This window comes from Ruegeria sp. BE9 (genome assembly GCF_056538765.1).
In genome coordinates this window covers 119,525-144,333 of sequence record NZ_JBQFTS010000008.1, presented here as the reverse complement: position 1 = coordinate 144,333, position 24,809 = coordinate 119,525, and the positions used below count along the sequence as shown (strand labels likewise).

General features: G+C 57.5%; 26 protein-coding genes. 15 read left to right on the top strand and 11 right to left on the bottom strand.

Going from position 1 to position 24,809, the window contains the following annotated elements:
• Positions 1–12 precede the first annotated feature (12 nt).
• From recR to ACR0EO_RS18990, 3 genes are all read left to right on the top strand, one after another.
• Positions 13–606: a recombination mediator RecR gene (gene recR / locus ACR0EO_RS19000; RefSeq protein WP_480692384.1), complete on the top strand. Its 594-nt coding sequence runs from the start codon at positions 13–15 to the stop codon at positions 604–606.
• Positions 607–680: 74 nt separating this feature from the next.
• Positions 681–1,142, top strand: a complete 462-nt coding sequence (locus ACR0EO_RS18995) for a hypothetical protein (protein ID WP_480692383.1) — start codon at positions 681–683, stop codon at positions 1,140–1,142.
• Positions 1,143–1,286: 144 nt separating this feature from the next.
• Positions 1,287–1,775: a hypothetical protein gene (locus ACR0EO_RS18990; RefSeq protein ID WP_480692382.1), complete on the top strand. Its 489-nt coding sequence runs from the start codon at positions 1,287–1,289 to the stop codon at positions 1,773–1,775.
• On the opposite strand, the gene ACR0EO_RS18985 is transcribed toward ACR0EO_RS18990, so the two are convergent.
• Complete coding sequence (locus tag ACR0EO_RS18985; RefSeq protein ID WP_480692381.1) at positions 1,772–2,413, bottom strand: ribonuclease T2 family protein; 642 nt, start codon at positions 2,411–2,413, stop codon at positions 1,772–1,774. The genes ACR0EO_RS18990 and ACR0EO_RS18985 overlap by 4 nt on opposite strands.
• Positions 2,414–2,543: 130 nt before the next feature.
• Between ACR0EO_RS18985 and ACR0EO_RS18980 the strand changes: the two genes are divergently transcribed.
• Together ACR0EO_RS18980 and ACR0EO_RS18975 are read left to right on the top strand one after the other, a co-directional pair.
• Entirely contained in the window at positions 2,544–3,305 is a 762-nt protein-coding gene (locus tag ACR0EO_RS18980) for a DUF1013 domain-containing protein (RefSeq protein WP_170407583.1), read from the top strand.
• A gap of 52 nt (positions 3,306–3,357) precedes the next feature.
• Positions 3,358–3,747, top strand: coding sequence for a hypothetical protein (locus tag ACR0EO_RS18975; protein ID WP_480692380.1), 390 nt, complete (start codon positions 3,358–3,360; stop codon positions 3,745–3,747).
• Between the two features lie 41 nt (positions 3,748–3,788).
• Here the strand turns inward: ACR0EO_RS18975 and ACR0EO_RS18970 are convergent, their stop codons facing one another.
• Together ACR0EO_RS18970 and ACR0EO_RS18965 are read right to left on the bottom strand one after the other, a co-directional pair.
• Positions 3,789–4,820, bottom strand: coding sequence for a permease (locus ACR0EO_RS18970; protein WP_480692379.1), 1,032 nt, complete (start codon positions 4,818–4,820; stop codon positions 3,789–3,791).
• The gene (locus tag ACR0EO_RS18965; RefSeq protein ID WP_480692378.1) at positions 4,813–5,121 is read right to left on the bottom strand and encodes an ArsR/SmtB family transcription factor; all 309 of its coding nucleotides are present in this window, start codon (positions 5,119–5,121) and stop codon (positions 4,813–4,815) included. The genes ACR0EO_RS18970 and ACR0EO_RS18965 overlap by 8 nt, the downstream gene beginning before the upstream one ends.
• A gap of 135 nt (positions 5,122–5,256) precedes the next feature.
• On the opposite strand from ACR0EO_RS18965, the gene pdxR reads away from it, so the two are divergent.
• From pdxR to ACR0EO_RS18930, 7 genes are all read left to right on the top strand, one after another.
• Positions 5,257–6,717: a MocR-like pyridoxine biosynthesis transcription factor PdxR gene (pdxR, locus tag ACR0EO_RS18960; RefSeq protein ID WP_480692377.1), complete on the top strand. Its 1,461-nt coding sequence runs from the start codon at positions 5,257–5,259 to the stop codon at positions 6,715–6,717.
• 126 nt (positions 6,718–6,843) lie between these two features.
• Complete coding sequence (gene xsc, locus ACR0EO_RS18955; protein WP_480692376.1) at positions 6,844–8,622, top strand: sulfoacetaldehyde acetyltransferase; 1,779 nt, start codon at positions 6,844–6,846, stop codon at positions 8,620–8,622.
• Between the two features lie 5 nt (positions 8,623–8,627).
• Positions 8,628–9,629, top strand: coding sequence for a phosphate acetyltransferase (pta, locus tag ACR0EO_RS18950; protein WP_480692375.1), 1,002 nt, complete (start codon positions 8,628–8,630; stop codon positions 9,627–9,629).
• A 75-nt stretch (positions 9,630–9,704) separates the two neighbouring features.
• Positions 9,705–10,727, top strand: a complete 1,023-nt coding sequence (locus tag ACR0EO_RS18945; protein WP_480692374.1) for a YeiH family protein — start codon at positions 9,705–9,707, stop codon at positions 10,725–10,727.
• A gap of 25 nt (positions 10,728–10,752) precedes the next feature.
• The gene (locus ACR0EO_RS18940) at positions 10,753–13,572 is read left to right on the top strand and encodes a molybdopterin oxidoreductase family protein (RefSeq protein ID WP_480692373.1); all 2,820 of its coding nucleotides are present in this window, start codon (positions 10,753–10,755) and stop codon (positions 13,570–13,572) included.
• The gene (locus ACR0EO_RS18935) at positions 13,569–14,318 is read left to right on the top strand and encodes a 4Fe-4S dicluster domain-containing protein (protein WP_480692372.1); all 750 of its coding nucleotides are present in this window, start codon (positions 13,569–13,571) and stop codon (positions 14,316–14,318) included. The genes ACR0EO_RS18940 and ACR0EO_RS18935 overlap by 4 nt, the downstream gene beginning before the upstream one ends.
• Positions 14,318–15,190: a dimethyl sulfoxide reductase anchor subunit family protein gene (locus tag ACR0EO_RS18930; protein WP_480692430.1), complete on the top strand. Its 873-nt coding sequence runs from the start codon at positions 14,318–14,320 to the stop codon at positions 15,188–15,190. Before ACR0EO_RS18935 ends, ACR0EO_RS18930 begins: the two co-directional genes overlap by 1 nt.
• 75 nt (positions 15,191–15,265) lie before the next feature.
• Here ACR0EO_RS18930 and dapA read toward each other — a convergent pair whose 3' ends face one another.
• Positions 15,266–16,138 (bottom strand): 4-hydroxy-tetrahydrodipicolinate synthase, encoded by an 873-nt coding sequence (gene dapA, locus ACR0EO_RS18925; RefSeq protein WP_480692371.1) that lies wholly within the window; start codon positions 16,136–16,138, stop codon positions 15,266–15,268.
• A gap of 133 nt (positions 16,139–16,271) precedes the next feature.
• Here dapA and ACR0EO_RS18920 point away from each other — a divergent pair, with 133 nt between their 5' ends.
• Positions 16,272–18,236, top strand: a complete 1,965-nt coding sequence (locus ACR0EO_RS18920) for a lytic transglycosylase domain-containing protein (RefSeq protein ID WP_480692429.1) — start codon at positions 16,272–16,274, stop codon at positions 18,234–18,236.
• On the opposite strand, the gene ACR0EO_RS18915 is transcribed toward ACR0EO_RS18920, so the two are convergent.
• Positions 18,210–19,079, bottom strand: coding sequence for a DMT family transporter (locus ACR0EO_RS18915; protein ID WP_480692370.1), 870 nt, complete (start codon positions 19,077–19,079; stop codon positions 18,210–18,212). The genes ACR0EO_RS18920 and ACR0EO_RS18915 overlap by 27 nt on opposite strands.
• Entirely contained in the window at positions 19,076–19,741 is a 666-nt protein-coding gene (gene mnmC2, locus ACR0EO_RS18910) for a tRNA (5-methylaminomethyl-2-thiouridine)(34)-methyltransferase MnmC2 (protein ID WP_480692369.1), read from the bottom strand. The genes ACR0EO_RS18915 and mnmC2 overlap by 4 nt, the downstream gene beginning before the upstream one ends.
• A gap of 49 nt (positions 19,742–19,790) precedes the next feature.
• On the opposite strand from mnmC2, the gene ACR0EO_RS18905 reads away from it, so the two are divergent.
• The gene (locus ACR0EO_RS18905) at positions 19,791–20,831 is read left to right on the top strand and encodes an NAD(P)/FAD-dependent oxidoreductase (protein ID WP_480692368.1); all 1,041 of its coding nucleotides are present in this window, start codon (positions 19,791–19,793) and stop codon (positions 20,829–20,831) included.
• Here ACR0EO_RS18905 and ACR0EO_RS18900 read toward each other — a convergent pair.
• From ACR0EO_RS18900 to ACR0EO_RS18885, 4 genes are all read right to left on the bottom strand, one after another.
• Positions 20,823–21,623 (bottom strand): HTD2 family dehydratase, encoded by an 801-nt coding sequence (locus ACR0EO_RS18900; RefSeq protein WP_480692367.1) that lies wholly within the window; start codon positions 21,621–21,623, stop codon positions 20,823–20,825. The genes ACR0EO_RS18905 and ACR0EO_RS18900 overlap by 9 nt on opposite strands.
• 38 nt (positions 21,624–21,661) lie before the next feature.
• The gene (locus tag ACR0EO_RS18895) at positions 21,662–22,204 is read right to left on the bottom strand and encodes an NADPH-dependent FMN reductase (RefSeq protein WP_480692366.1); all 543 of its coding nucleotides are present in this window, start codon (positions 22,202–22,204) and stop codon (positions 21,662–21,664) included.
• Between the two features lie 115 nt (positions 22,205–22,319).
• Positions 22,320–22,991: a YiaD family glycine zipper/OmpA-like lipoprotein gene (locus tag ACR0EO_RS18890; protein WP_480692365.1), complete on the bottom strand. Its 672-nt coding sequence runs from the start codon at positions 22,989–22,991 to the stop codon at positions 22,320–22,322.
• 123 nt (positions 22,992–23,114) lie between these two features.
• Entirely contained in the window at positions 23,115–23,804 is a 690-nt protein-coding gene (locus ACR0EO_RS18885) for a helix-turn-helix transcriptional regulator (protein ID WP_480692364.1), read from the bottom strand.
• 102 nt (positions 23,805–23,906) lie between these two features.
• On the opposite strand from ACR0EO_RS18885, the gene ACR0EO_RS18880 reads away from it, so the two are divergent.
• Positions 23,907–24,092: a hypothetical protein gene (locus ACR0EO_RS18880; RefSeq protein WP_480692363.1), complete on the top strand. Its 186-nt coding sequence runs from the start codon at positions 23,907–23,909 to the stop codon at positions 24,090–24,092.
• Between the two features lie 3 nt (positions 24,093–24,095).
• On the opposite strand, the gene ACR0EO_RS18875 is transcribed toward ACR0EO_RS18880, so the two are convergent.
• Positions 24,096–24,743, bottom strand: coding sequence for an RluA family pseudouridine synthase (locus tag ACR0EO_RS18875; protein WP_480692362.1), 648 nt, complete (start codon positions 24,741–24,743; stop codon positions 24,096–24,098).
• Positions 24,744–24,809: the final 66 nt, after the last annotated feature.

Sequence of the window (24,809 nt, the reverse complement as noted above, 5' to 3'; positions counted from 1 at the left end):
GGAGCACGTGTGGTGAGTTCGAACAGCGACATCGACAACCTGATCGACTTGATGGCCAAGCTTCCGGGGCTCGGCCCCCGCTCGGCTCGCCGCGCCGTGCTGCACCTGATCCGCAAACGTGCTCTGCTGCTGACGCCCCTGTCGGACGCCATGCAGCAGGTGGCCGTTACCGCCCGCGAATGCCTGAATTGCGGCAACGTCGGCACCACCGATATCTGTGACATCTGCGACAGCGAGGACCGCGCAACCGGAGAGCTGTGCGTCGTCGAGGATGTTGCCGACCTCTGGGCGATGGAACGCGCCGGCGTATTCAAAGGCCGCTACCACGTTCTGGGCGGGACCCTATCGGCGCTGGACGGTGTCGGCCCTGACGAACTGCGAATTCCCCGTCTTAAGGATCGGGTCATGGCTGAGGGGATCACCGAAATCATCCTTGCCCTGAATGCCACCGTCGACGGCCAGACCACAGCCCATTACATCGCCGATCAGTTAGAGGGACAGGTCCGCCTAACTTCACTGGCGCAGGGCGTGCCGATTGGCGGAGAGCTGGACTATCTGGACGACGGAACGATTACGGCGGCACTGAGGGCGCGGAAGGAGATTTAGCCTTACTCGCGCAACTTGTTTCACTAATTAGGAATTTTCTTATTTTTAGGGCGCCAATGAAGCGAAGATTCTATTTGATCGCACTGGTTGTAATCATTGCCGTTGAGAGCTTGGCCGGGACGACAATAGCCGACAGCCCGAATAAGCTAAAACTAATGGTGTTGTCCGAATTGGAAGAAGACAGCCTAGATGCCTTTTACAAGGAAATCGCACTTAGCAACCCTATGTTCGATCCGGTTGCGAGGCCCGAAGAGATAGAAGACGCGGACTTCGTTGTGTTTCTATTGGAAGATTGGAGCGATCTCGAACTCTATTTAGAAGGAGAACTTCCCCCTATTTTGGAGAAGATTCAAAATGCTCCAACAAACCAGATAAAAGCCTATGTGAAATCACACAAACGCGATGGTTCCCCTGTACATTTTATCTTTTATTCCCGGGGTGGTTCAAAAGGCAAAAGCCTCGCCTGCTATGCTGAAGACATTGCCACCACGCCAAACGGTGAGGCAAGCGTGATGACTTCGGAAAGCTGCCTTTGACGCAAAGAAAAACTGCCACGAACTATCGCTATGTCCAAAATTTGGACCCCCAAGTTGCTTGTAACATGTAATATTGAGATTATTCGTTGCCTTAACGGCTTTGCCAGGGCCTCCTCATCAATTCAGATTTGCAGGATTAAACCAATGACCCGCCTTCTTGCCCTAACCTTCGCCGCCTTCACCGCAACCGCCGCCCTTTCGCAGGAACTCATCGACAAGGGTTTTGTCGAAGGCTGGAACATCATGATGGACCCTGCGCTTGGCAACGGGTGCCTGATCCAGACGGTGTATCAGGATCTCTCGGTGGTGCGCATCGGTTATGACGCGTTGGACAATCGCGGCTATTTCGCCGTCTACAACAAGGCCTGGGGCGATATTAAACAGGGCGAGAGCTATCCCATTCGCTTCGAGTTGGACGGCAAGAGCTTTGACGCCACCGCCATTGGTTTCAACCAGGGTCGTGTTCCAGGTGCGACTGTGTTCTTCACTGACCGAAACTTCGTCAACGCCATCGCCCAGAACAGATCGATGACCGTTTATAATACTGCGGGTGAGGTTGTGATGGCGATTGACCTTAAGGGCACCGCCAAAGCGCTAGAGTACGCGCGCGACTGCCAAAATAAAAAGCTCTAACGAATCGGATCGAACAAAGCGTCCTTAGCTGTGCAGTCTCGGATCACGTCTCGGCCACAGGGCACGGGGTTAAGGTCGCGAGACAGGCACAGGCGGACCTCTTCGATATAGCCCTGTTTACAGGTGATGGTGATCATGTCGGGCTTTAGCGCGGGATTGGCTTTCAGAAATGCTTCTTCCACAACTGACGCGGGCAGCTTCACCGACGAGTCCAGTTGGCGAAACACCTTCGGTCGCTCTAGCGCATCATACGCCTGTCGGGACAAGGCAAAGTAGTCGGGCGCACTCAGACCCGAGCAGGTGCCGTGTTTCTTCCACTGATGCCACGCGAGACCTGATGATCCCTGAATATCGGCCATTTCCCGGGTCATGCGCCGAGTTGGGGGCGCCTCTGGCGTGCGGCAATAGGCAGGCCAACCCTGATGGTATTGCGGCCAGAGCCCGTGCAACACCCACCCGTGGTCATGTCGCGCATCGCATTGGTCCGACCCGCGCGCATCCCCTTCGCGCGCGCACCAGTTTGGCGACCAACTCAACGACAGGACATAATAGTCAAACTCCCCCGCTTTTTCGCCATCAGCCAGCGCTGTCATCGCGCCGAACGTCAACAAAACCAGCCCCAAAACCACCTGGCGCATTCGCCTCTTCCCTTCTTGCCGTGCCGCGACTATATAGACCCCAAGTTCCCCGACAACGGAAACCTGCCCCAAGATCACGGGGCCGCCGAATTCCGGCGACGGGACAGATGTATTTATAGGAGACGGGCTGATGGCAAAACCGCTTATGGCCAAGGCAACAGCCGTATGGCTGGTGGACAACACCACGATCAGCTTCAAGCAGATCGCGGATTTCGTGGGTATGCACGAGCTTGAGGTGCAAGGCATCGCCGATGGTGATGTGGCCGCTGGTGTAAAAGGCTTTGACCCCATCGCCAACAACCAGCTGACCCAGGAAGAGATCGACTCGGCGCAGAACAACCCGCTGCACAAGCTGAGGCTCAAATTCAACCCGGCAGCATCGGGTGAAGAAAAGCGTCGCGGTCCTCGTTATACTCCGTTGTCAAAACGCCAGGACCGTCCGAACTCGATCCTGTGGCTGGTCAAGTTCCACCCAGAACTGAGTGACGGTCAGATCGCCAAGCTGGTCGGTACCACTAAGCCGACCATTCAGTCGATCCGTGAGCGTACCCACTGGAACATCGCCAACATGCAGCCGATCGATCCGGTTGCTCTGGGCCTCTGCAAACAGTCGGAACTGGACGCCATCGTTCAAAAAGCCGCTGCCAAGAAAGCAGCCGAGGGCGGCGTCATGAGCGATGACGAACGTCGTAAATTGGTCTCGACCGAGCAGTCGCTGGAAATGGATGCCGCGCCCAAGATTCCGACCGCCATCGAAGGTCTGGAAACTTTCTCGCTGTCCGATGAGCCCGAGGCCGAGAAAGACGACGAACCGATCATCGACGCCGACAGCTTCTTCAACCTGCCCAAAGGCGGGGCCGAGGATGAAGACGAAGACGATCTGCGCCCCTGACGCAAAGACAGCCCCGGCCTGAACGGACCGGGGCTTTTTTATCAAGGTTCCAATGCTGACTATCCTGTCCAAGATCTTTGGCCCGCACCACGCTGTTTCAATCTATGCCTTCGTGAAAACCTGGGGCTTAGCGGTAGTGGGCGGTATCGGCCTCGTAGCTGTAGTTACCGGGCTATTGCTGTTGAATGACGGCGGCGAACACGAACACGAGTCGTTCATGACTGTCGCAGTTCTTTCAGCAACTCCGATCAATGGGGATCTCAAGAACGGCGTAATTGCTTCGGTACGACTGCCCGACGGTTCAGCGACGTCGATCACTTCGACCGAAGGTCCGATTTCTCAAACTGTGGGCACAAGCGCCTGTATTGAGAAGCGAGTCTTTATCGATAGCGGCGAGCCACGGTACCGCTTCAAATTGCCTCGCTACTGCGAGGCTGGCTAACAAGCAAAAGCGCCCGGTGGAAACACCGGGCGCTTTTTCCTTTAGATCATCTGAAACACGATGCCGGCGATTATGGCACCTGTGATCCCCAACCCCAGATAGATTGCAAAGACCTTTGGTTTTACCAGCGACCAAACTGCAGCCATTGCCGGGATTGAACTCACCGCGCCTGCAACCATGAAGGACATCGCAGCCCCTACGCTCATACCTTGTTCGGTCAACCCCGCCAGCAAGGGCGGTGCCACGTACGAGTTCAAGTAGGCAGGCATCCCAACCAGCGCGGCTATCACTATTGGCACAACGCCTTCACCGCCAACCACACGCGCGATCAAATCGGCAGGGACATAGCTGACTAGCAGCGCTTCGAGCACATAGGCCAAGGCCAGCCATTTCAGCAAAAAGAGACCGTTGTGGACAAACTCGGACCGGAAACGCACCCGGCGCTCGGGTTCTTGCCAGAACCGCCAGACAGGCTTGTCATCTTGCTTGGGGCCACAGCCACAGCAGCCTGCAGGTTTGTACTCGCGCAGGGGTTGGGCAAATGCACCTGTCCGCATCAGGCCACGCACCACAAAGCCTCCAAACAGACCCAAAGCAACGGCTGCAACGGCTTTGCCGATTGCGAACGGCCAACCCAACGCACCCGCAGTGATCAACAAAGTCGGCGGGTCAATCAAGGGAGAGCTGAGCCAAAACGCCATCACGGCAGAGAGAGGCGCGCCCAGCGCCAACAATCCTGCGATGAACGGAATGACCTCACAGGAACAGAATGGCGCAAGCCCACCGAACAAAGCTGCAAGCAGTATCATCCGGGTTTCGCGCCCCTCGAATGCGCGCGCGACCATGACCTCGGCACCGGTTGCTTTCAGGTACGAAAGAAGCAGAACGGCAAACAGGATGTACTGCCCTGTATGGGCCAAAGCCTTGCCCGCAAAAGTGACAACTTCGCCCCAGTTTCCCGGGTCAAGCACGGCCACCAACGCTAGGATTGCAACTATCACGGCCCAAGGTGTTTTTATGACGTCAAGAAAGGTCTTGGCAGACATCTTGGGGTTTTGTGTCAACTCAGCCATCGTTCGCAGCCTTTCCGACCTCGTCCGCACAGCACTCAGACAGAATGAACTGTGCAAGACTTCTCAACTCGGCATAGCAAGCACGGTTTATCGTACTGCGACCGACCTTTTCTTGCTCGACAACACCACCTGCCGCCAAAAAGCGCAGGTGATGGGCCAAGGTCGACGGGGCGATCCCCGTCCGCTCTTGAATCTCACCGACTGTAAGACCGGCTTCTCCGGCCCTGACCAGAGTTTTCAGAACTTTCAGCCGGGCCTCAGACCCCATGGCCGAAAATCCTGCTGCAGCGGTTTCCCACATCTCGCTTACTCCATTAAACTAGATTTCTAGTTATTTAGGCCAATGGATTTAATTCGTCAACCATACGCCTCACGAAATCGCGAGAAAGGCTTAAGTCCAGATTGATCAACCCATAAGTCCAACATATAAGACCCTATGGGAATATCAGTCGACACATTCTTTCTTGAGCAGAACGGGCAAGGCACGCTGCAAGCTCAAATCCAGCAGATGATTGCCGAGGGCATACTGTCCGGCAGGTTTCATGTTGGTGAAAAGCTACCTTCTTCGCGCAAGTTGGCCGCGCATCTGGGTGTCAGCCGGATTACCGTCACACTGGCCTATACCGAACTGCTGGCCAATGACTATCTGTCTTCAAAAGGGCGATCCGGTTACTACGTTTCGCAAAACGCACCGGTGCCGCCCAAATACACTCCGGTGCAGAGAGGCACTGAGACGGTCGACTGGGACAGCGCCTTGGCGCGCCGTTTTTCAGACGGAGATGTTCTTCCAAAACCGAGCGACTGGCGCGAGTACCGCTATCCCTTCATCTATGGTCAGGCCGACCGAACCTTGTTCGATCATGCCAACTGGCGACTGTGCGCCGTGAGAGCACTGGGTCATAAGGACTTTGATTCTCTGACCGGGGACTACGTTGACCAAGACGACCCCCTGCTGGTGGAATTCATTGCCAGACACACCCTGCCCCGCCGCGGTATCGCCGCCCGACCCGAAGAGATTCTGATAACACTGGGGGCCCAGAACGCACTTTGGTTAGCCTCACGCATCTTGTTGACCCACAATCGAACCGCCGTGATCGAAGATCCCTGCTACTATGCGCTGCGTAGCCTTCTAAACCATTGGGATTGCAATGTGACCGCCTTGAGCGTGGATCGCGACGGCCTGCCGCCCGGAGCGCTGCCTGATGACACTGACGTCATATTCACCACTCCCAGCCATCAAAGCCCAACAACTGCGACGATGCCGGTCAGTCGCCGCAACCAATTGCTGGAACGCGCGCGTGAACTCGATGCGATGGTGGTCGAAGACGATTATGAATTCGAAATGGCCTTTCTGGGTGCGCCGTCACCGGCACTAAAGTCCATGGACCGGGATGGGCGGGTGATTTACGTTGGCAGCTTTTCCAAGTCACTATTCCCCGGACTGCGGCTTGGCTACATAGTCGGTTCAGAGCCATTTATCCGCGAAGCGCGGGCGTTGCGATCACTGGTGCTGCGTCACCCACCGGGTCACATTCAGCGCACAGCAGCGTACTTCCTTTCACTTGGCCACTACGATGCGCAGATCAGGCGTATGTCCACAGCTTTGTCACAACGGCGCGATGCGATGGATAAGGCCATCGAAGAACACGGCCTGACAGTCGCCGGGCGCGGTGTAATGGGCGGCTCGTCAATGTGGATGTCTGCCCCCAAACACGTCGACACCAGCCAGTTGGCCCGCAAGTTGCAGAGTCAGAGCGTTCACATTGAGCCTGGCGCATCGTTCTTTTCCGGTCCGGACAAACCTCGGAATTTCTACCGTCTTGGCTATTCATCCATTACGCCAGACCGGATCGCGCCGGGCGTAAAGCTAATTGCAGACGCCATTCGCAGCAGCTGACGTGGCTCTGGACCTATTCCGCCCAGCTTTCTGGCCCTAACGCCGCCCTGCCCGTTAGGCCTAAACCGTAGCCAAAGGTCAGGCTGATCGCCTGACCCAAATCACCTATGCGCGGAGAACATTCAGATGAAAATGACCACCGAAGAGGCCTTTGTTAAAGTTCTGCAAATGCACGGGATCGAGCATGCCTTTGGTATTATTGGTTCGGCCATGATGCCGATCTCGGATATTTTTGGGCAAGCCGGCATTACCTTCTGGGATTGCGCGCACGAAGGTTCGGGCGGGATGATGGCGGACGGCTACACCCGTGCCACAGGCAAAATGTCCATGATGATCGCGCAGAACGGCCCCGGCATCACCAACTTTGTCACCGCCGTAAAGACAGCTTACTGGAACCACACCCCGCTGCTGCTGGTCACACCGCAGGCTGCCAACAAGACCATGGGTCAGGGCGGTTTCCAGGAAATGGAACAGATGCGCATGTTTGCTGACTGCGTTTGCTATCAGGAAGAAGTGCGCGACCCCTCGCGGATGGCCGAAGTTCTGAGCCGTGTTATCACCAAAGCAAAGCGTGCCTCGGCTCCTGCTCAAATCAACGTGCCGCGCGACTTCTTCACTCAGGTCGTGGACATCGATCTGCCTGCTGTTGTCGAATTCGAACTGCCGTCGGGCGGCGCCTCTGCCGTCACCGAAGCTGCTGCGCTACTGTCCGATGCTAAGAACCCGGTTATCCTGAACGGCGCCGGTACGGTTCTGTCCGCAGGCGGCATCGAAGCCTCGAAAGCACTGGCCGAGCGCCTGGACGCCCCGGTTTGCGTTGGCTACCAGCACAACGACGCCTTCCCCGGCTCGCACCCGCTGTTTGCTGGCCCTCTGGGTTACAACGGCTCGAAAGCCGCGATGGAGTTGATCAAAGAAGCGGACGTCGTTCTGTGCCTCGGCACCCGTCTGAACCCGTTCTCGACCCTGCCCGGTTACGGTCTGGAGTATTGGCCGACCGAAGCGAAAATCATTCAGGTTGACATCAACCCGGACCGCATCGGCCTGACTAAGAAAGTCTCGGTCGGTATCGTTGGCGACGCTGCCACCGTTGCAAACAACATCCTGGAACAGCTTTCGGGCACTGCAGGTGACGAAGGTCGCGACGCGCGCAAAGCCAAGATCGCTGAAACCAAGTCACGTTGGGCACAGGAACTGACCTCGATGGACCACGAGCAGGACGATCCGGGCACCACTTGGAATGAGCGTGCCCGCGCCGCCAAGCCCGACTGGATGAGCCCACGTATGGCATGGCGTGCGATTCAGGCCGCTCTGCCGAAAGAAGCGATCATCTCGTCCGACATCGGCAACAATTGTGCCATCGGCAACGCCTACCCGTCCTTCGAGGCAGGCCGCAAATATTTGGCACCTGGCCTGTTCGGCCCCTGTGGCTATGGCCTTCCATCGGTGATCGGCGCCAAGATCGGCTGCCCGGACGTACCAGTCGTTGGGTTCTCGGGTGACGGTGCCTTTGGCATCGCGGTTACCGAGCTGACCGCAATCGGCCGCGAGGAGTGGCCGGCCGTGACCCAGATCGTCTTCCGCAACTACCAGTGGGGTGCGGAAAAGCGAAACTCGACCCTATGGTTTGATGACAACTTCGTCGGCACCGAACTGGACACCAAAGTGTCTTACGCCGGTATCGCGCAGGCCTGCGGCCTGAAAGGCGTCGTCGCCCGCACTCAGGACGAGCTGACCGCAGCCCTGAACCAGGCGATCGAAGACCAGAAGAACGGCATCACCACCCTGATCGAAGCCATGATCAACCAAGAACTGGGTGAGCCCTTCCGCCGCGACGCAATGAAGAAGCCTGTTGAAGTCGCCGGCATCTCGGCCGACGACATGACCCCTCAGGCCGGAGCGTAACGCGCGTGAAACCTCTGCGCGCCATTCTTGGGACGGCGTCCGCCAGCGACAAAATCATCGCCCTTTCTGAGGGCGATGATCCACGCGTGGTGGAAGGTGCAGTTCTAGCCGCGAAAGAGAATGTCGCGCGGATTATACTAGTCGGCAATCAGGCCAAAGTGTCTGAACTGCTAAAAACACATTCTGGGTTTGATCCAGAACAGATCCAAATCCATGACCCGGAAACGTCCCCTCTGCTTCCGCGATTTGCACAGGCGCTATACGAGCTGCGCAAACACAAGGGCATGACGCTTGAAAAGGCTCAGCAACAGGTCACAAACCGATTGGCCTATGCGGCGTTGCTCGTAGAGGAAGGGATCGCCGACGGCACAGTCGGCGGTGCCGTAGAGACCACATCCGACACCGTGCGCACCGCGCTACAGATCATCGGTACGGCTCCAGATGCGGCAATGGTCTCGAGCTTTTTTCTGATGTTGTTCTGTCAGGACCACCACGAGGTCAAAGGCGTCCACATCTTTGCAGACTGTGGCCTTGTCGTAGACCCCAACGCTCGGGAAATGGCAGAGATCGCCCGCGCCTCGGCGTCGTCATACACGACTTTGACCGGTGAGATCGCTCGGGTTGCAATGCTGTCTTTTTCCACTTCGGGCAGCGCTGAACACCCAAAGGTTTCCAAGGTGGTCGAGGCGACAGAAATCGCCCGCGCTCAGGACCCTACCCTACTGATCGACGGTGAACTGCAATTCGACGCCGCTTTCGTCCCCGAAGTGGCGGCCAAAAAAGCAACGGAGTCGCCACTCAAAGGCGCGGCGAACGTATTTGTTTTCCCCAGTCTTAATGCTGGCAATTTGGGTTACAAAATCGCGCAGCGCATCGGCGGTGTCGAGGCCATCGGACCGGTACTACAAGGGCTGGCCAAACCCGCAAATGACCTTTCGCGCGGATGCTCGGCCGAAGACATCCTGCACATGATCGCCGTGACAGCCGTACAGGCCCAACATCAATAGAACCCGGCGCGCCGTCCGCACACAACGGCACGCCCAATAAGAAAACACGATTGAGGACGTAAGACATTGCCTTTCATGACCTTGGAACGCGCGCCTTCCGGAATTCGGGCGAAACAGATTCTCAACGATCTGTTTCCAGGCATTGCTGTTTCAGTCATTGTCGCGGTAACAGCGCAGTTCTTGGCTGATCACTATGCGACACCCGCAATGTTGTTAGCTCTGTTGCTCGGCATCGCGGTCAGTTTTTTGGGGGAAGAGGGTAAAACCGTTCCGGGCATCGCCTTTTCGGCCAAAACGCTTTTGCGCGTTGGTGTTGCCTTGCTGGGCGTCCGGGTTTCCATGGTTCTAATGTCCGGCCTCGGCTTCAACATGATTGCCTTGGTGATCGGGGGCTTGATTGCAACGATCGTCTTTGGCCTCGCCGTGGCCCCGCTTTTCGGTCACAAATGGCGTTTTGCTCTGCTTACAGCGGGATCGGTCGCGATTTGCGGCGCCTCAGCCGCGATGGCCATCAGCGCAATTCTACCACGCGACGAAAGGTCAGAGGAACGTCTGATCTTTACGGTTCTGGGCGTAACGATCCTTTCGACAATCGCCATGATTGCTTATCCGATCATCGGCAACACTCTTGGGCTGACTGACACCGAAGCCGGTGTGTTCATTGGCGGCACCATCCACGACGTGGCACAGGTCGTCGGCGCGGGTTTTTCAATCTCGGACTCGGCAGGTGAAACCGCAACGCTGGTCAAACTCATCCGCGTTGCGATGTTGGCCCCGGTCGTGTTGATCGCCTCACTAATGATCCGCTCTTTTGCAGAATTGCCCACTGACGGTAAGCGCCCACCGATCCTGCCAGGGTTTGTCGTTGCTTTTCTTGTATTTGCCGGGTTGAATTCTTTTGGACTGATACCGCAGCCCGTCGTTGAATTTCTGGGTCAGCTATCGCGCTGGCTATTGCTGACGGCGATTGCTGCCGTTGGCATGAAGACGAACCTGAAACAAGTGCTGGCCGTTGGAGGAGCAGCCATCGCATTGATCGTGGTCGAAACGCTGTTCATCGCGTGTCTGATCCTTGTGGGGATATCGATTTTGACCTGATTGCCGAAACATCAAGGGAGGCCAGATGACATTCCAGCAACCCCGCGTTGAAACTTCGCCAAAGGTATCTGACGAAGTACGGCGCACCACATGCTACATGTGCGCATGTCGCTGTGGTATCAACGTGCATTTGAAAGACGGCAAGGTTGCCTATATCGAGGGCAACCGTGACCACCCGGTAAACAAGGGCGTTTTATGCGCCAAGGGCAGCGCTGGAATCATGCAGGTCAACGCCCCTTCACGCTTGCGCAAACCGTTACGCCGTGTAGGCCCGCGAGGATCGGGTGAGTTTCGTGAGATCGAATGGGATGAGGCGATCAGCACCGCCGTCGGCTGGCTGAACGAGTTGCACGAGACTGCTCCACAGAAGCTGGCCTTCTTCACCGGCCGGGATCAGAGCCAAAGCTTCACCTCCTTCTGGGCGCAGAACTTTGGCACGCCGAACTATGCTGCCCATGGCGGCTTCTGTTCCGTGAACATGGCGGCCGGTGGAATCTACACGATGGGCGGTGCGTTTTGGGAGTTTGGCCAGCCCGACTGGGATCACACCAAACTTTTCATGCTGTTCGGTGTGGCCGAAGATCACGACAGCAACCCGATCAAGATGGGTATCGGCAAGATCAAGGCGCGTGGCGCGCGTGTGATCGGAGTGAACCCGATCCGCTCGGGCTATAATGCCGTAGCCGATGACTGGGTAGGGATCACCCCAGGAACCGACGGTCTGTTTATCCTGTCGCTGATTCATGTGCTGATGAAAGCTGGCAAGATCGATCTGGATTACCTCAGCCGCTACACCAACGCACCAGTACTGGTAAACGCTGCCGAGGGACCCGAGAAGGGTCTGTTCCTGCGCGACGACGATGGCAAACCGCTGGTGATCGACCGTGTCACAGGGGAGCCCACCCCATTCGACAAGCCTGGCGTCCGCCCGGATCTGTCAGCGACGTATGAAAAAGACGGTGTCACGCACCGTCCGGTCTTTCACCTCATGGCCGAGAAATATCTGACCGACGATCACGCCCCTGAAGCTGTGGCCGAACGGTGCGGCATTCCCGCCAAACGCATCCGCGCCATCGCCGCTGAGATCGCCCGCGTGGCCTTTGACGAAGCTATCGAATTGGACCACGAATGGACCGATTTCAGGGGTGAGACGCATTCGAAGATGACGGGCCGTCCAGTCAGCTTCCACGCCATGCGCGGTATCTCGGCCCATGCCAACGGGTTTCAGACGTGCCGAGCGCTGCACACGCTGCAAATCTTGCTGGGCACAGTCGAGGTTCCCGGCGGTTTCCGTTTCAAACCGCCCTATCCCAAGCCGGTCGAGGCGCACCCTACCCCGCATGGTGACCGCCGCCCGGGCCGCCCGCTGGAAGGCCCTCACCTTGGTTTCCCGCGTGGCCCCGAGGATTTGCTGATCGACGACTGTGGCACGCCACAACGCATAGACAAGGCATTTACGTGGGAAAACCCGATGTCGGCTCACGGGCTGATGCATATGGTGATCTCGAATGCCGCCGCTGGTGATCCCTACAAAATCGACACGCTGTTCATGTACATGGCGAACATGTCGTGGAACTCCTCGATGAACACCAAAGGTGTGATAGAGATGCTGTCGGCCAAAACCGAAGACGGCAAATACGTCATACCCAAGATCATCTATTCCGATGCCTACTCCTCGGAAATGGTGGCCTATGCCGATCTGATCCTGCCAGACACAACCTATCTGGAGCGCCACGACTGTATCTCGCTGCTGGACCGCCCGATCTGCGAGGCTGACGCAGCTGCTGACGCGATCCGTTGGCCAGTTGTTGAACCCGACCGCGACGTGCGCGGTTTCCAATCGGTTTTGGTCGAACTGGCTAACCGCATGAGTTTGCCGGGCTTCACCAACGAAGACGGCACGCCCAAATGGAAGGACTATGCAGACTACATCGTCAACCACCAGCGCAAGCCGGGCATCGGCCCTCTGGCCGGGTTCCGAGGCGAAAATGGCGATAAGGAAGGGCGTGGAGAGGTTAACCCAGACCAGTTGAACCGCTATATTGAAAATGGTGGTTTCTACGTCGCGCACATCCCTGAAGGTGCGGATTACTATAAACCGTGGAACACTGCCTATCAGGACTGGGCGGTAGGCATGGGCATCTACGACAGCCCGCAACCGTACCTGTTCCAGCTTTACTCCGAACCGATGCGCAAGTTCCAACTGGCTGCCGAGGGGCATGGTGACCGCCAGCCGCCCGAACACCTGCGCCAGCGGATCAAAGACACGATGGATCCGTTGCCGATCTGGTACGAGACCGATCAACAGGGCAACGATGGCTTCACAGTCAACGCCCTGACCCAACGTCCGATGGCGATGTATCACAGCTGGGGTACACAGAACGCCTGGCTTCGTCAGTTGCATGGGCGCAACCCGCTTTACGTGCCGACCAAGCTGATGCGCGAACACGGGCTGCAGGATGGCGATTGGGCTAAAGTCAGTTCACCGCACGGGGAAATCACAGTACCCGTCATGGAAATGGCCGCGCTGAACGACAACACCGTCTGGACGTGGAACGCCATCGGCAAACGCAAAGGCGCATGGGCTCTGCAAGAGGACGCGCCAGAGGCGACAAAAGGCTTCCTGCTGAACCATCTGATTCACGAGCTGTTGCCGCCAAAGGGCGACGGGATGCGATGGGCTAATTCTGACCCTGTGACGGGTCAGGCAGCCTGGTTCGATCTGAAAGTAAAAATCGAAAAGGCCGAGGCTCCAAGTGACACCGAAAGCCAACCAGAATTTGACCCGATCAAGTCACCTGTTGGTACTGGCCCTAAAGATCTGGCGTGGAAGGTAGGCAAATGACCCAACTCCCCTCATCCACTGAACGTAAGATGGGCCTGGTTATTGACCTCGACACCTGTGTCGGCTGCCACGCCTGTGTGATCTCCTGCAAGGGTTGGAATACCGAAAACTACGGCGCGCCGCTGTCCGATCAGGACGCTTATGGCGGCAACCCATCGGGTACGTTCTTGAACCGGGTGCATTCGTACGAAGTCACTCCAACCGAAGGTCACGCGCAACTGATCCACTTCCCTAAATCCTGCCTGCATTGCGAAGACGCGCCCTGCGTCACCGTTTGCCCCACCGGGGCAAGCTACAAGCGGGTCGAGGATGGCATCGTCCTGGTCAATGAAAGCGACTGCATCGGTTGTGGGTTGTGTGCCTGGTCCTGCCCTTACGGCGCGCGCGAGATGGACATGGCCGAGGGCGTGATGAAGAAATGCACCCTCTGCGTGGACCGCATCTACAATGAGAACCTACCCGAGGTGGATCGCGTGCCGTCCTGCGTCCGCACCTGCCCGGCCGGTGCGCGCCATTTCGGAGACCTCGGTGATCCTAACAGCGACGTCAGCAAGCTGGTTGCTGAACGTGACGGCATGGATCTGATGCCCGAGATGGGCACCAAACCAGTCAATAAGTACCTGCCGCCCAGGCCCAAGGATCAAATCGAAGACCAAATCGACATTCTGGCCCCGCTTCTGGCCCCCGTCGCCGAAGAACCAAAAGGGTTCCTCGGTTGGCTCGACAAGACACTGGAGAAGTTCTGATGCACCCGGCCCCTTCTGTCATCATCTTTACCACTCTGTCGGGTCTTGGATTTGGCCTCTTGTTCTTTCTGGGTCTCGGGATGCCGGACGTCAGCGGTTGGGTGGCGTTCGTCTTCTATGTCATCGCTTACGGACTTTCCGTGGGTGGGTTGATGGCCTCGACCTTCCATTTGGGCCACCCAGAGCGTGCTTGGAAAGCATTCACGCAATGGAAAACCAGTTGGCTCAGCCGTGAAGGCTGGTGTGCTGTCATCGCACTCGTTGTTATGGGTCTCTATGCCTTCGGAGCAGTTTTTCTTGGCCAGCGCTGGGGTGCTCTGGGCTTTATCGGCGCTCTGTTTTCTTTGGCGACGGTGTTCACCACCTCGATGATCTACACCCAACTAAAGACAATCCCCCGTTGGAACATGAAGCTGACCCCGGTGATGTTCCTCGGCTTCAGCCTTTCTGGCGGAGCATTGTTGGCAGGTCAGGTCAGCGCTGCAGTACCGCTATTGCTGATCGCAGCTGCCGTTCAAGCGCTCTACTGGTGGCAAGGCGACCGAGCTTTTGAACAATCGGGAACCAATTTGGGCACGGCAACTGGCCTTGGAAGCCGCGGCGCAGTCCGAGCTTTTGAGCCGCCTCACACCGGCACCAACTACCTGTTGCGCGAGTTCGTACACGTGGTCGGGCGCAAACACGCCGAAAAGCTGCGGATCATCTCGTTTACGTTGGCGTTTTTTGTCCCCCTTGTCTTGCTGCTCCTGCCTTTCAACCACTTTTTCGCGTTGTTGGCCGTTCTCTCGCATCTGACTGGGGTGGCTGTCTCTCGCTGGCTGTTCTTTGCCCAGGCGGAACATGTCGTAGGCCTTTATTACGGTAAGCGCTGAACTCAGCCACGAAACAAAAAAATGGGCGGCACTCTGGTACCAGAGGCCGCCCATTTGGTTTGGGTATTTGTTTTTTTAGATCAAACCAGCATGCGCCATCGCTGCATCAATAGCTGCCTTGGTGCTGTTTTCCAGAGTAGTCAGCGGTGAACGAACTTCTTCGCCGCACAGACCCAACTTGCTAAGCGCATACTTCGCGCCGACCAGACCTGGCTCAATAAAGATCGCTTCGTGCAATGGCATCAGGCGGTCCTGATAGTCCAGCGCTTTGGTATAGTCGCCATCCAGAGTTGCTCGCTGGAATTCAGCACACAGTTTCGGCGCTACGTTTGCCGTGACCGAAATGCAACCAACTCCGCCATGAGCGTTAAAGCCAAGCGCAGTCGCGTCTTCACCTGACAACTGGCAGAAGTCCGCACCACAAGAAGCACGCTGCTGACTGACGCGAGCCAGATCACCAGTTGCATCCTTAACACCAACGATGCTCGGCAGTTGGGCCAATTCACCCATCGTTGCGGGCGTCATGTCGATGACCGAACGACCGGGAATGTTGTAGATGATGATTGGGATATCCGCACAGTCGTGCAACGCGCGGAAGTGAGCGATCAGACCCTTTTGGGTCGGCTTGTTGTAGTACGGCGTAACGACCAAGGCGGCGTCCGCGCCAATTTTCTCAGCGAATCGCACGAACCGTATGGCCTCAACCGTGTTGTTAGACCCGGCACCGGCGATTACCGGCACCCGACCGGCCGCTGCCTTGACGACTTCTTCAACGACGGTTTCGTGTTCTTCATGGCTCAGCGTCGGGCTTTCGCCGGTCGTTCCCACGGGCACCAATCCGGTCGAGCCTTCCTGAATCTGCCATTCCACCAAGTGTTTGAGCGTCTTCAGGTCCAACTCGCCGTTACTGAACGGGGTGACGAGGGCTGGCATTGAGCCTTTGAACATGACACGCTCCTTAGAGTGCAGTTTGAGTTTTTTGCGCCTTAAAGCATCACAATCTTATCGATGTGAGTTGATCCCGGCGGCGCAAGGTTTATCCTGAATGGCTGTATCCTTGGTTGGTTGGGAAATGCAAGGCATGACACGCGTTCTGGCGCTTTTGATAGCAGTGATTTTAGGGTCAATCGGTCAGGCGCAGGCCGATGCTGTGGGCGATCTGCGCGCCGGCCTTCACGAAATGCGAAAAGGAGACTGGAACGCGGCGCTTCGAGAGTCGGGCGCGCGGGGGTCTGTCTCGCGTGACATCATCGTCTGGCATTGGCTGAGACAGGGCTTTGGCAGCTCGGGCGACGTGCTGGTTTTTCTGGACCGCAGACCGGATTGGCCCGGACTAGCGTGGTTACGACGGAAAAGCGAACCGGCTTTCACCGGCGCCGATCCCGATCGCGTTCTAAAGTTCTATTCCGGCCATCTCCCGCAAACCGCGGAAGGCGCGCTCAACTACGCTGTCGCGCTCAAAGCCACGGGGCGCTCTGGTGATGCTGAGGCCGATATTGTTGCTGCATGGCGCACCATGCCAATGGGTTCTGGCCTGCAAAAGGACTACCTCGAGAACTTTGGTACACTGTTGAAACCTCATCATGAGGCGCGACTGGACCGGATGTTGTGGGACGGTCATTTGGTCAGCGCGGGACAAATGCTGCCGCTGGTCAGTGCGGATCAACGCAAATTGGCCGAAGCGCGGATCGCTTTGCAAAAGCGACAGCCTGGCGTCGATGGCAAGGTCGCCGCTGTGCCAGAGTCATTGGCCGGATCTCCGGGTTTGGCGTTTGACCGCTTTGTCTGGCGCGACAAGAAGGAATTTGACGACAGCGCGATCGATCTGATGCTGGCGCGTTCTACCGGACCAGACTCCCTTGGCGAACCTGATCAATGGGCAGAAGGTCGCCGCCGTTTGGCCCGACTGGAAATGCGCAATGGAGATGTAAGCCGCGCGTATCAAATCGCAGCCAACCACCACATGACTCCTGAAATGGGTTATGGGTACGCCGATCTGGAGTGGCTGGCCGGGTTTCTAGCTCTGCGCAAACTGAATGACCCGGATACGGCGGTCCGGCATTTCACAAATTTCTCGGGCGCAGTGAAATCCCCGATTTCGAAGGGGCGCGGCGGGTATTGGCTGGGCCGTGCTTACGCTGCAAAAGGTGACGCCGACAAAGCGTACGAAGCTTATGCGATAGGTGCGGACTACCAAACCTCGTTCTACGGGCTGCTAGCAGCAGAGCAAATTGGCAGGCCCTTTGACAGCGAACTGGCCAACCCGCGCCGCGCCCCACATTGGAAAGAGGCTGAGTTTGCCGATTCCAGCGTGCTGGAGGCTGGGTTAATGCTTTTGGCTGCAGGCGAAGACAACCTCTCTGAGCGGTTTCTGACCCATCTGGTAGAAGAGCTCGACCCTGTGCAGGCCGGGCAACTGGGTGATCTCGCGATCGAATTGAAGGAACCGCATCTGGCAGTGATGATCGCCAAGCGCGCAGCCTCTGCCGGCGTGGTTCTTCCTGCGGCCTATTATCCGGTACATCCAGTGGCCGATATTGGCTTGCCCATGGCAAAGGAAATGACACTGGCGATTGCCCGACGCGAGAGCGAGTTCGACCCCGTGGTCATTAGTGGCGCCGGCGCGCGTGGATTGATGCAGGTTATGCCCGCCACCGCGCAGCTGGTAGCAAAAGAGCTGGGAATCCTAAGTGGACACAAGACGATCAAGCTGACGTCGGACTGGCAGTACAACGCCAAGCTTGGGGCGAACTACCTGTCAGGGTTGGCCGCCGACTTTAACGGCAACGTCGTAATGATGGCGGCGGGCTATAACGCCGGGCCGCGACGTCCGATTTCTTGGATGGAGCGTTACGGCGATCCGCGTGCAGGCGAGATCGACGTGGTCGATTGGATCGAGACAATTCCGTTCAACGAGACCCGCAACTATGTGATGCGCGTAGCCGAAAGCCTGCCTGTCTATCGCGCCCGTTTGGGTCAGACTGCCCTGCCTGTCCCGTTTTCTGAGGAATTGGTCGGGTCAACTCTGGCGTCGTTCGCGCCATAGGGTAAACAACCCGGCGCCTACGACCAATGCGGCCCCGATGACAACCGCGGGCCGCAAAGCCTCACCGAAGATCGAGATACCGAGGATGGCGCTCCAAACCAGGTGGAAATAGGCAAAGGGCTGCACTGCGCTGGCCTCTGCCATTTCGTAGCACTTGATCAGTAGCCAATGGCCAAGAACGCCACTGACGCACAATAGTGCCATCCACAGCCAATCACTTTGGGCCATCGGCTCCCAGAACCACATGCCAACCAATGTCATTGCAACGGCACCGGCGATCCCGGTCCAGAAGAAACTTGTGGCTGCACTGTCTTTGCGGGCGGCGTAACGCGTCAGCAATCCATAAAGAGCGAACATCAGCGCTGAAATCAGGGGTACGATGGCCCAAGGATTGAACACGCCCACACCAGGTTGAAGGATGATTAACACCCCGACACATCCAACGCCGATCGCCATCCAGCGCCGCCATCCGACCTTTTCACCAAGTACAGGCCCACTAAGGGCTGCGACCAACAGCGGATAGCAAATAAACACGGCCATCGTGTCGATCAGACCCAGAACTGTAAAAGCGAATACGGCGACACATATCTCGGCTGCTAGCAATACGCCGCGAAACACCTGCAGCCCCAATTGGCTTGTCTGCGTCGAAACCTTTAGCCCTCCGGGCGCGCGAGCGGCCAGTGCAATGACAAAGGCAGCAAAGAACCAATAGCGGATCATCACCACCATGTAGGTGTTGTAAGTGCCGGCCAGGTGGCGCGAGATACCATCTTGCAGGGCGAACACGACTGTCGCCGCGATCATTAGCGCGATTCCGGCTCGGGTATTGTTTTGCTGCGTCATTGCTGAACCGCCCGGGTCATATGGCGTTTACGGCCGTAACCAGGGGTGCGAGTGACCGCAAATCCGGCCTGCTCCAACCCACGCCTTACAAACCCGGCAGCAGTATACGTCGCCGCCGTGCCATTGGCTGCCGTATGATCTGCCACATGCTGCATCAGATCTGCCCCCCAAAGTTCGGGGTTCTTGGCCGGAGAGAAACCATCCAAAAACCATGCATCGGCCGAATTGCTCCAGTCGGGCAAAGTTTGACGCGCATCCCCTTCGATGACTTCAAGATGCAGAGTTCCCAGATCACATTTGCCACCTTGCCACAGGGCAAGGAAACGTTCGCTCCAAGGAGCGAGCTCGGGGAAAGCAGCGAGCGCTCGGGCCATATCCTCTTTCGCCATCGGAAAGGCCTCGAAACTGGTGAAAGACAACGGGGATTTGTGACCCTCTTTCTCCCACTCGGACCAGACCGTCAGCATGTTCAAGCCAGTGCCAAAGCCCAGTTCGGCGATACGGAAACCAGGTGCAAAACGCGCCGGCAGGTCATTGCCCGCCAGAAATACATGGCGCGTTTCTTCTAGCCCGTTTTGCAACGAGAAATAAGGATCATCGAAACGATCCGACACGGGGATCTGATCCTCGGTCCATGTCAATTCGGCACGCTGGTCTGCCATTGGGGAATCCTGTAGCTAAGCGGCGCGACACTGAACAAGGAAAAGGGGAATGGCAATGGTCGATGTAACGGTGCGTGGCGCAGGCATCTTTGGCCTGTCCATCGCCTGGACCTGTGCCCGACGTGGCGCCAAGGTGCAAATCATAGATCCCTTTGGCCCCGGAGCGGGCTCTAGCGGTGGTCTCGTGGGTGCTTTGGCCCCTCATGTGCCCGAAAACTGGAATGCCAAGAAAGCCTTTCAGTTCGACAGTCTGATCATGGCTGAACCCTTTTGGAACCAAGTCGAGTCCACCGGTGGCGTTTCACCTGGGTACGCACGGTTGGGCCGGTTGCAGCCTGTTGCCGACGCCCGAACACTAGAGCTGGCTCATGCCCGTGCGGTCACTGCCACCGAACTTTGGCAAGGTCGAGCCGAATGGCGCGTCGTTGAAACCTCTGAGGTTGGTGCCTGGTGCCCTCCCAGCCCCACCGGTTTTGTAATTCACGACACGCTCAGCGCCCGGATGCACCCTCGGCGCGCTTGTGCAGCTCTGGTTGCCGCACTTGCGGTTATGGGCGTGGAGGTTCAAACCGAAGCACCCGACCTTGGTCTGGTAATCCATGCCACGGGTTTGGCGGGCCTTGAGGAATTAAACGACGCCTTCGGCAAAACCATTGGCAACGGCGTTAAAGGACAAGCTGCATTGCTGCGTTTCGATGCAGGCGAAGTACCGCAGTTGTTCGCGGATACGGTCCACATCGTGCCTCATGCGGATGGCACGCTGGCGATCGGCTCAACCTCCGAACGCGAATACGACGACCCATCTAGCACCGACTCAGCGTTGGACGATGTATTGGATCGCGCTGTCCGAGCAGTTCCCCTTCTGCACGGCGCCGAGGTGGTGGAAAGATGGGCTGGTGTCCGTCCTCGCAGCAAAAGCCGCGCGCCGATGCTGGGAGCACACCCTCTGCATCAAAGCCAGTTCATAGCTAACGGTGGCTTCAAGATCGGCTTTGGCATGGCCCCAAAAGTGGCTGAAGTCATGACCGACCTGATACTGGAAGGGCGCGATGAAATCCCTGAAGATTTCCGACCCGAGGCATCACTCTGACCGGGGAACAGCCTCGGCCAACATGCATTGCTGCCCGTCCGGACCGCGCACCCATAAACCCTGCCCGCTTCGACAGAGGGTCGCGGTTTCAAAATGCATCAATGGTGCTGTTGCCCGGAAGCTGAACTGCGCGAGCGGCCCCATCAGCTTTTCCGCAAACAACATCAGATGCTGCGCAAGCAATGGGCCATGTACCACTAACCCGGCATAGCCTTCGACGTCGCGGGCATAGTCCAGATCATAGTGGATACGGTGGCCATTGAATGTCAAAGCCGAGTAGCGGAATAGGAGGGTTGAATCGAACGTGACCTCGCACTTTTCAGTTTCGTTGGTGCGGGCCAACGGCGGGATAGGTTTAACCTCATTTGGGGCCGGATCCTCGCGATAGACCAGATCTTGCCATTCAGTCAGACACAGGGTCTCGCCCTGCCAAATCTGGTGTCGCAATGTGACAAAGCCCAGCGGTCCGGTGCGTCCGGTTTTTGACGTTGCGCTTTCGCAAATTGAGCGCCGTACAGCCCTTTCACCCGCGACCAACGGCCTGTTGAACTGCAATCGGCCGCCAGCCCACATGCGGCGCGGCAGGTCCATATCGGGGATAAGGCCGTCTCCGACTTTCGGGTGCCCGTCGCGGCCCAGTCGGCTCGGAGGCTGAGGTGACCAAAAATACATCTGGTGAAAGAATGGTGGCAGCGCGCAGCCAGTCGCGACTGTCACTTCCCTGCCCAACGCCACTTGCAATGCCGCGGCGCGGGCCGGGTCGATTAAATCAGCCTGAACATCCTCTTTCATGGCCGCAGACTAGGCCGGTTGATCCAGGCTAACAAGCTTCAGAAACCTGCTTCGGACCGCAGCTTTTCCATCAGCGTACGCAAGCTGCTTTCATAGCGGTCGCTGGTCAGCTTGCCTTGCGCGTCGAACTCATTCGAACTGTCGGCCAAGTGGACTTCCGGCCCCTGCAGAATACGCGGCTGGAACGGCACCATATAGCTGCGCAACACCATCTGCGCCCGTTCACCGCCTGCACGGCCTGCCGCAGCAGACATGACGGCAACCGGTTTGTCAGCCCAGGGGCGACCGTCAGTCCGGCTGACCCAATCCAACGCATTTTTCAGAACACCCGACGGCCCTTTGTTGTATTCCGGCGTCGAGATGATCACAGCATGGGCCTGTGAGATCTGATCGGAAAGATTTTGGACGGCCTCAGGGATCCCCTCACCATCCTCCAGATCGCCATCATAGAGTGGCAGGTTCAGATCGGCCTCGATATGCGTGCCCGGATCAAATAACCGCGCGGCTTCGCGTAACAGCTTGCGGTTGGTGGCACTTTGGCGCAATGAGCCGGAAAGGCTCAGAAGGATGGGTTCGGACATGAGGAAACTCCGCTGTGGTATTCCTCAATAGCTAGCCCAAGAGTTGCGCGCGCCAAAGACCAAGTGACGCGCAGTCAATGTGCGGAAAAGGGGCACCCGCAGGTGCCCCATCAGCTTATGTGAGGCCGTTTGGGATGATCTCGATATCGACCCGACGGTTCCGGGCCTTGCCTTCTGGTGTCAGGTTTGACGCCGCGGGGCGGTTCTCACCCAAACCAATTGTGCTGATCCGGGCTCCGCTAACGCCATTGGCCTGCAGGATATCCGCCACCGACCGGGCGCGGCGTTCGGACAGGGCCTGATTGTAGGATGCCTCTCCATCGCTGTCGGTATGTCCAACGATCTGAACGCTTGAGTTGGGGTATCTCGTCAGGTTTTGACCCACCCGCACCAGATCGGCCCGCAGCGCCGGGCGTACGGTCGAACTGTCCGTATCAAAAGAGATATCATTCGGCACGGTGACGATCAGGCGGTCACCCGCATTGGTCACCGTGATACCCTGATTGGCGAGTTGCTGACGCAGCTCAGCTGCTTGTCTGTCCAGCTGGTTACCAGCCAGACCGCCGCCTGCAGCGCCAATCGCACCACCGGCCAGCGCACCCAACAGCGGGTCGGAGCCGTTCGCAATCGCGCCGACACCTGCACCAACCAGGCCGCCCAGAATCGCGCCTTGCTTGGCGTTTTGATTGGGGTCTGCAGGCAGGTTCAATGTGCCGGGGTCTGTACAAGCACCCAAAAACATGGCCGAGCTCAACCCGGCGGCAACAAAAAATTTGGAAACCGTCATGAAATCACCTTCTGCTCCGGCACCCGTTAATCGGGCGCATTTTGTTCTGGTCAGTATATCATGCTGGTTGAACCGGGTCTCAAGCAACAATCCGGTGAAATCGGCAAATCCCCGCCACTTTTCTTAAACTGCCGCAGGGACATCCCATTTATTTTGCTCTTGCCAGATCGCACGCAGTGGCTCGCCTTGTCCACAAAAGTGATCGTCGATCATGTCGCAAGCCCAAATGCGATCCGTTCGGAAATGACGGAACCCATTTCGCAACTCGCACCACGCGGCCAGCATGGTGCATTCAATGTGATAGATCAGGGCCACTGGGCGAACGATCCGCTCGGTCCGCTCGCCGTTGGGGTTGACATAGGTGATGCGTATCTTTCGCTCGTCCCGTATCGCCTCGCGATAATTGACCACAGGCACACAGCCCTTTTCGGGGTCATCCTGAGGGGCACCCCAAGGGGCGACTTGCAACCAGTCCGTGGGCACGCGCAACGCTTCGATCTTGCGGCACACGCGATCGGCGGCCTGCTGCAACGTGCTGTCTCCGGTTCGAGCCAGCATCGACAGACCGACCCACAGCGCCTCAACCTCCTCGGCATCGAAATTCAATGGCGGCAAATCATAACCGCGCCGCATCAGGTATCCAACGCCAGCCTCGCCCTCGATCGGTGTGCGCTGCGCCTGCAAGGCGGCAATATCGCGGTAGACCGTCCGGACGGACACCTCCAGCTTTTCTGCCAGCGTTTCGGCTGTCACGGGAGCTTCGGCAGCGCGCAGAATCTGAATGATTTCAAACAGGCGTGTGGAACGACGCATGGTTTTCTCCGTTTCATCTGCTGACAGCTTAGCACACCCCCCTGACAAGGTGGTGTCAGCAGTGATGCGAGAAACTTGGGCACTGACCTAAGGAGATCACCGATGCCAAACCTCGACAATCACGTGATGATGACCCTGAAACTTGACCGTTGGGCACAGGACCACACCCTGCGCAGTTTTGAGATCGAACGCGAGATCATGGCCGCTCGCCAGCCCTGTGCCCCACCCAAGCGAAAAAGACGGTTTTCGTTGGGCAACCTAAAGATGCTGTGGATCAGCACTGCTTGAGTATCAGAAGTCGGCTTTTGCCCGAAACTTCATTGCAACGCCGCCTTCGGGGCTCTTTAGACGCAATTCCTCGGAATGCAGCATCAGGCGCGGAAAATCCCGCGCCGGGCCTTCGGCGTAGAACGGGTCGCCCAGAATTGGGTGGCCCAACGCCAGCATGTGGACCCGCAACTGATGTGATCGACCTGTTTTCGGAAACAGGCGCAAACGGGTGGTCTCGCCCTCTTGCTTCACGACGCGCCAATCGGTGATAGCGGGTTTGCCCGTCTCATGACACACCATCTGACGCGGTCGGTTGGGCCAATCCACGATTAATGGCAAATCAACCGTTCCAGTCTTTTGCTCAAACTGCCCCCAGACACGTGCCACATAAGTCTTGCGGGTCTGGCGGTTCTCGAACTGCATGCTCAAATGTCGCTGCGCGTGCGGTGACTGGGCAAAAACCATAACGCCCGAGGTATCCCGATCGAGCCGATGCACCAACAGTGCCTGCGGAAACACCGCCTGCACCCGTGTCAGCAGACAATCGGCCAAGTGCTCTCCCCGTCCTGGCACGGACAACAGACCCGAGGGCTTGTTCACCACAATCAGCTGGGCGTCTTCATGTAGAACGTCCAGAGGTGTTTTCGGGGGATCGTAGGTCTCGCTCATGCGGCACTGCCTATAGCAGCGTGCAACCTCCCGCAACGTCGGCCTTGCCTGAACGGAACGGTTCAG

Excerpts from the sequence above, each read along its gene's own strand:
- ACR0EO_RS18935 (WP_480692372.1), top strand. The coding sequence starts at position 13,569 with ATGACCCAACTCCCCTCATCCACTGAACGTAAGATGGGCCTGGTTATT.
- ACR0EO_RS18945 (WP_480692374.1), top strand. The coding sequence starts at position 9,705 with ATGACCTTGGAACGCGCGCCTTCCGGAATTCGGGCGAAACAGATTCTC.
- ACR0EO_RS18975 (WP_480692380.1), top strand. The coding sequence starts at position 3,358 with ATGCTGACTATCCTGTCCAAGATCTTTGGCCCGCACCACGCTGTTTCA.
- dapA (WP_480692371.1), bottom strand. The coding sequence starts at position 16,138 with ATGTTCAAAGGCTCAATGCCAGCCCTCGTCACCCCGTTCAGTAACGGC.
- ACR0EO_RS18885 (WP_480692364.1), bottom strand. The coding sequence starts at position 23,804 with ATGCGTCGTTCCACACGCCTGTTTGAAATCATTCAGATTCTGCGCGCT.
- ACR0EO_RS18985 (WP_480692381.1), bottom strand. The coding sequence starts at position 2,413 with ATGCGCCAGGTGGTTTTGGGGCTGGTTTTGTTGACGTTCGGCGCGATG.
- ACR0EO_RS18980 (WP_170407583.1), top strand. The coding sequence starts at position 2,544 with ATGGCAAAACCGCTTATGGCCAAGGCAACAGCCGTATGGCTGGTGGAC.
- ACR0EO_RS18905 (WP_480692368.1), top strand. The coding sequence starts at position 19,791 with ATGGCAATGGTCGATGTAACGGTGCGTGGCGCAGGCATCTTTGGCCTG.
- ACR0EO_RS18970 (WP_480692379.1), bottom strand. The coding sequence starts at position 4,820 with ATGGCTGAGTTGACACAAAACCCCAAGATGTCTGCCAAGACCTTTCTT.
- pdxR (WP_480692377.1), top strand. The coding sequence starts at position 5,257 with ATGGGAATATCAGTCGACACATTCTTTCTTGAGCAGAACGGGCAAGGC.
- ACR0EO_RS18875 (WP_480692362.1), bottom strand. The coding sequence starts at position 24,743 with ATGAGCGAGACCTACGATCCCCCGAAAACACCTCTGGACGTTCTACAT.
- xsc (WP_480692376.1), top strand. The coding sequence starts at position 6,844 with ATGAAAATGACCACCGAAGAGGCCTTTGTTAAAGTTCTGCAAATGCAC.
- ACR0EO_RS18890 (WP_480692365.1), bottom strand. The coding sequence starts at position 22,991 with ATGACGGTTTCCAAATTTTTTGTTGCCGCCGGGTTGAGCTCGGCCATG.
- ACR0EO_RS18900 (WP_480692367.1), bottom strand. The coding sequence starts at position 21,623 with ATGAAAGAGGATGTTCAGGCTGATTTAATCGACCCGGCCCGCGCCGCG.
- mnmC2 (WP_480692369.1), bottom strand. The coding sequence starts at position 19,741 with ATGGCAGACCAGCGTGCCGAATTGACATGGACCGAGGATCAGATCCCC.
- ACR0EO_RS18930 (WP_480692430.1), top strand. The coding sequence starts at position 14,318 with ATGCACCCGGCCCCTTCTGTCATCATCTTTACCACTCTGTCGGGTCTT.
- ACR0EO_RS18895 (WP_480692366.1), bottom strand. The coding sequence starts at position 22,204 with ATGTCCGAACCCATCCTTCTGAGCCTTTCCGGCTCATTGCGCCAAAGT.
- ACR0EO_RS18965 (WP_480692378.1), bottom strand. The coding sequence starts at position 5,121 with ATGTGGGAAACCGCTGCAGCAGGATTTTCGGCCATGGGGTCTGAGGCC.
- ACR0EO_RS18880 (WP_480692363.1), top strand. The coding sequence starts at position 23,907 with ATGCCAAACCTCGACAATCACGTGATGATGACCCTGAAACTTGACCGT.
- ACR0EO_RS18940 (WP_480692373.1), top strand. The coding sequence starts at position 10,753 with ATGACATTCCAGCAACCCCGCGTTGAAACTTCGCCAAAGGTATCTGAC.
- ACR0EO_RS18915 (WP_480692370.1), bottom strand. The coding sequence starts at position 19,079 with ATGACGCAGCAAAACAATACCCGAGCCGGAATCGCGCTAATGATCGCG.
- ACR0EO_RS18990 (WP_480692382.1), top strand. The coding sequence starts at position 1,287 with ATGACCCGCCTTCTTGCCCTAACCTTCGCCGCCTTCACCGCAACCGCC.
- ACR0EO_RS18920 (WP_480692429.1), top strand. The coding sequence starts at position 16,272 with ATGACACGCGTTCTGGCGCTTTTGATAGCAGTGATTTTAGGGTCAATC.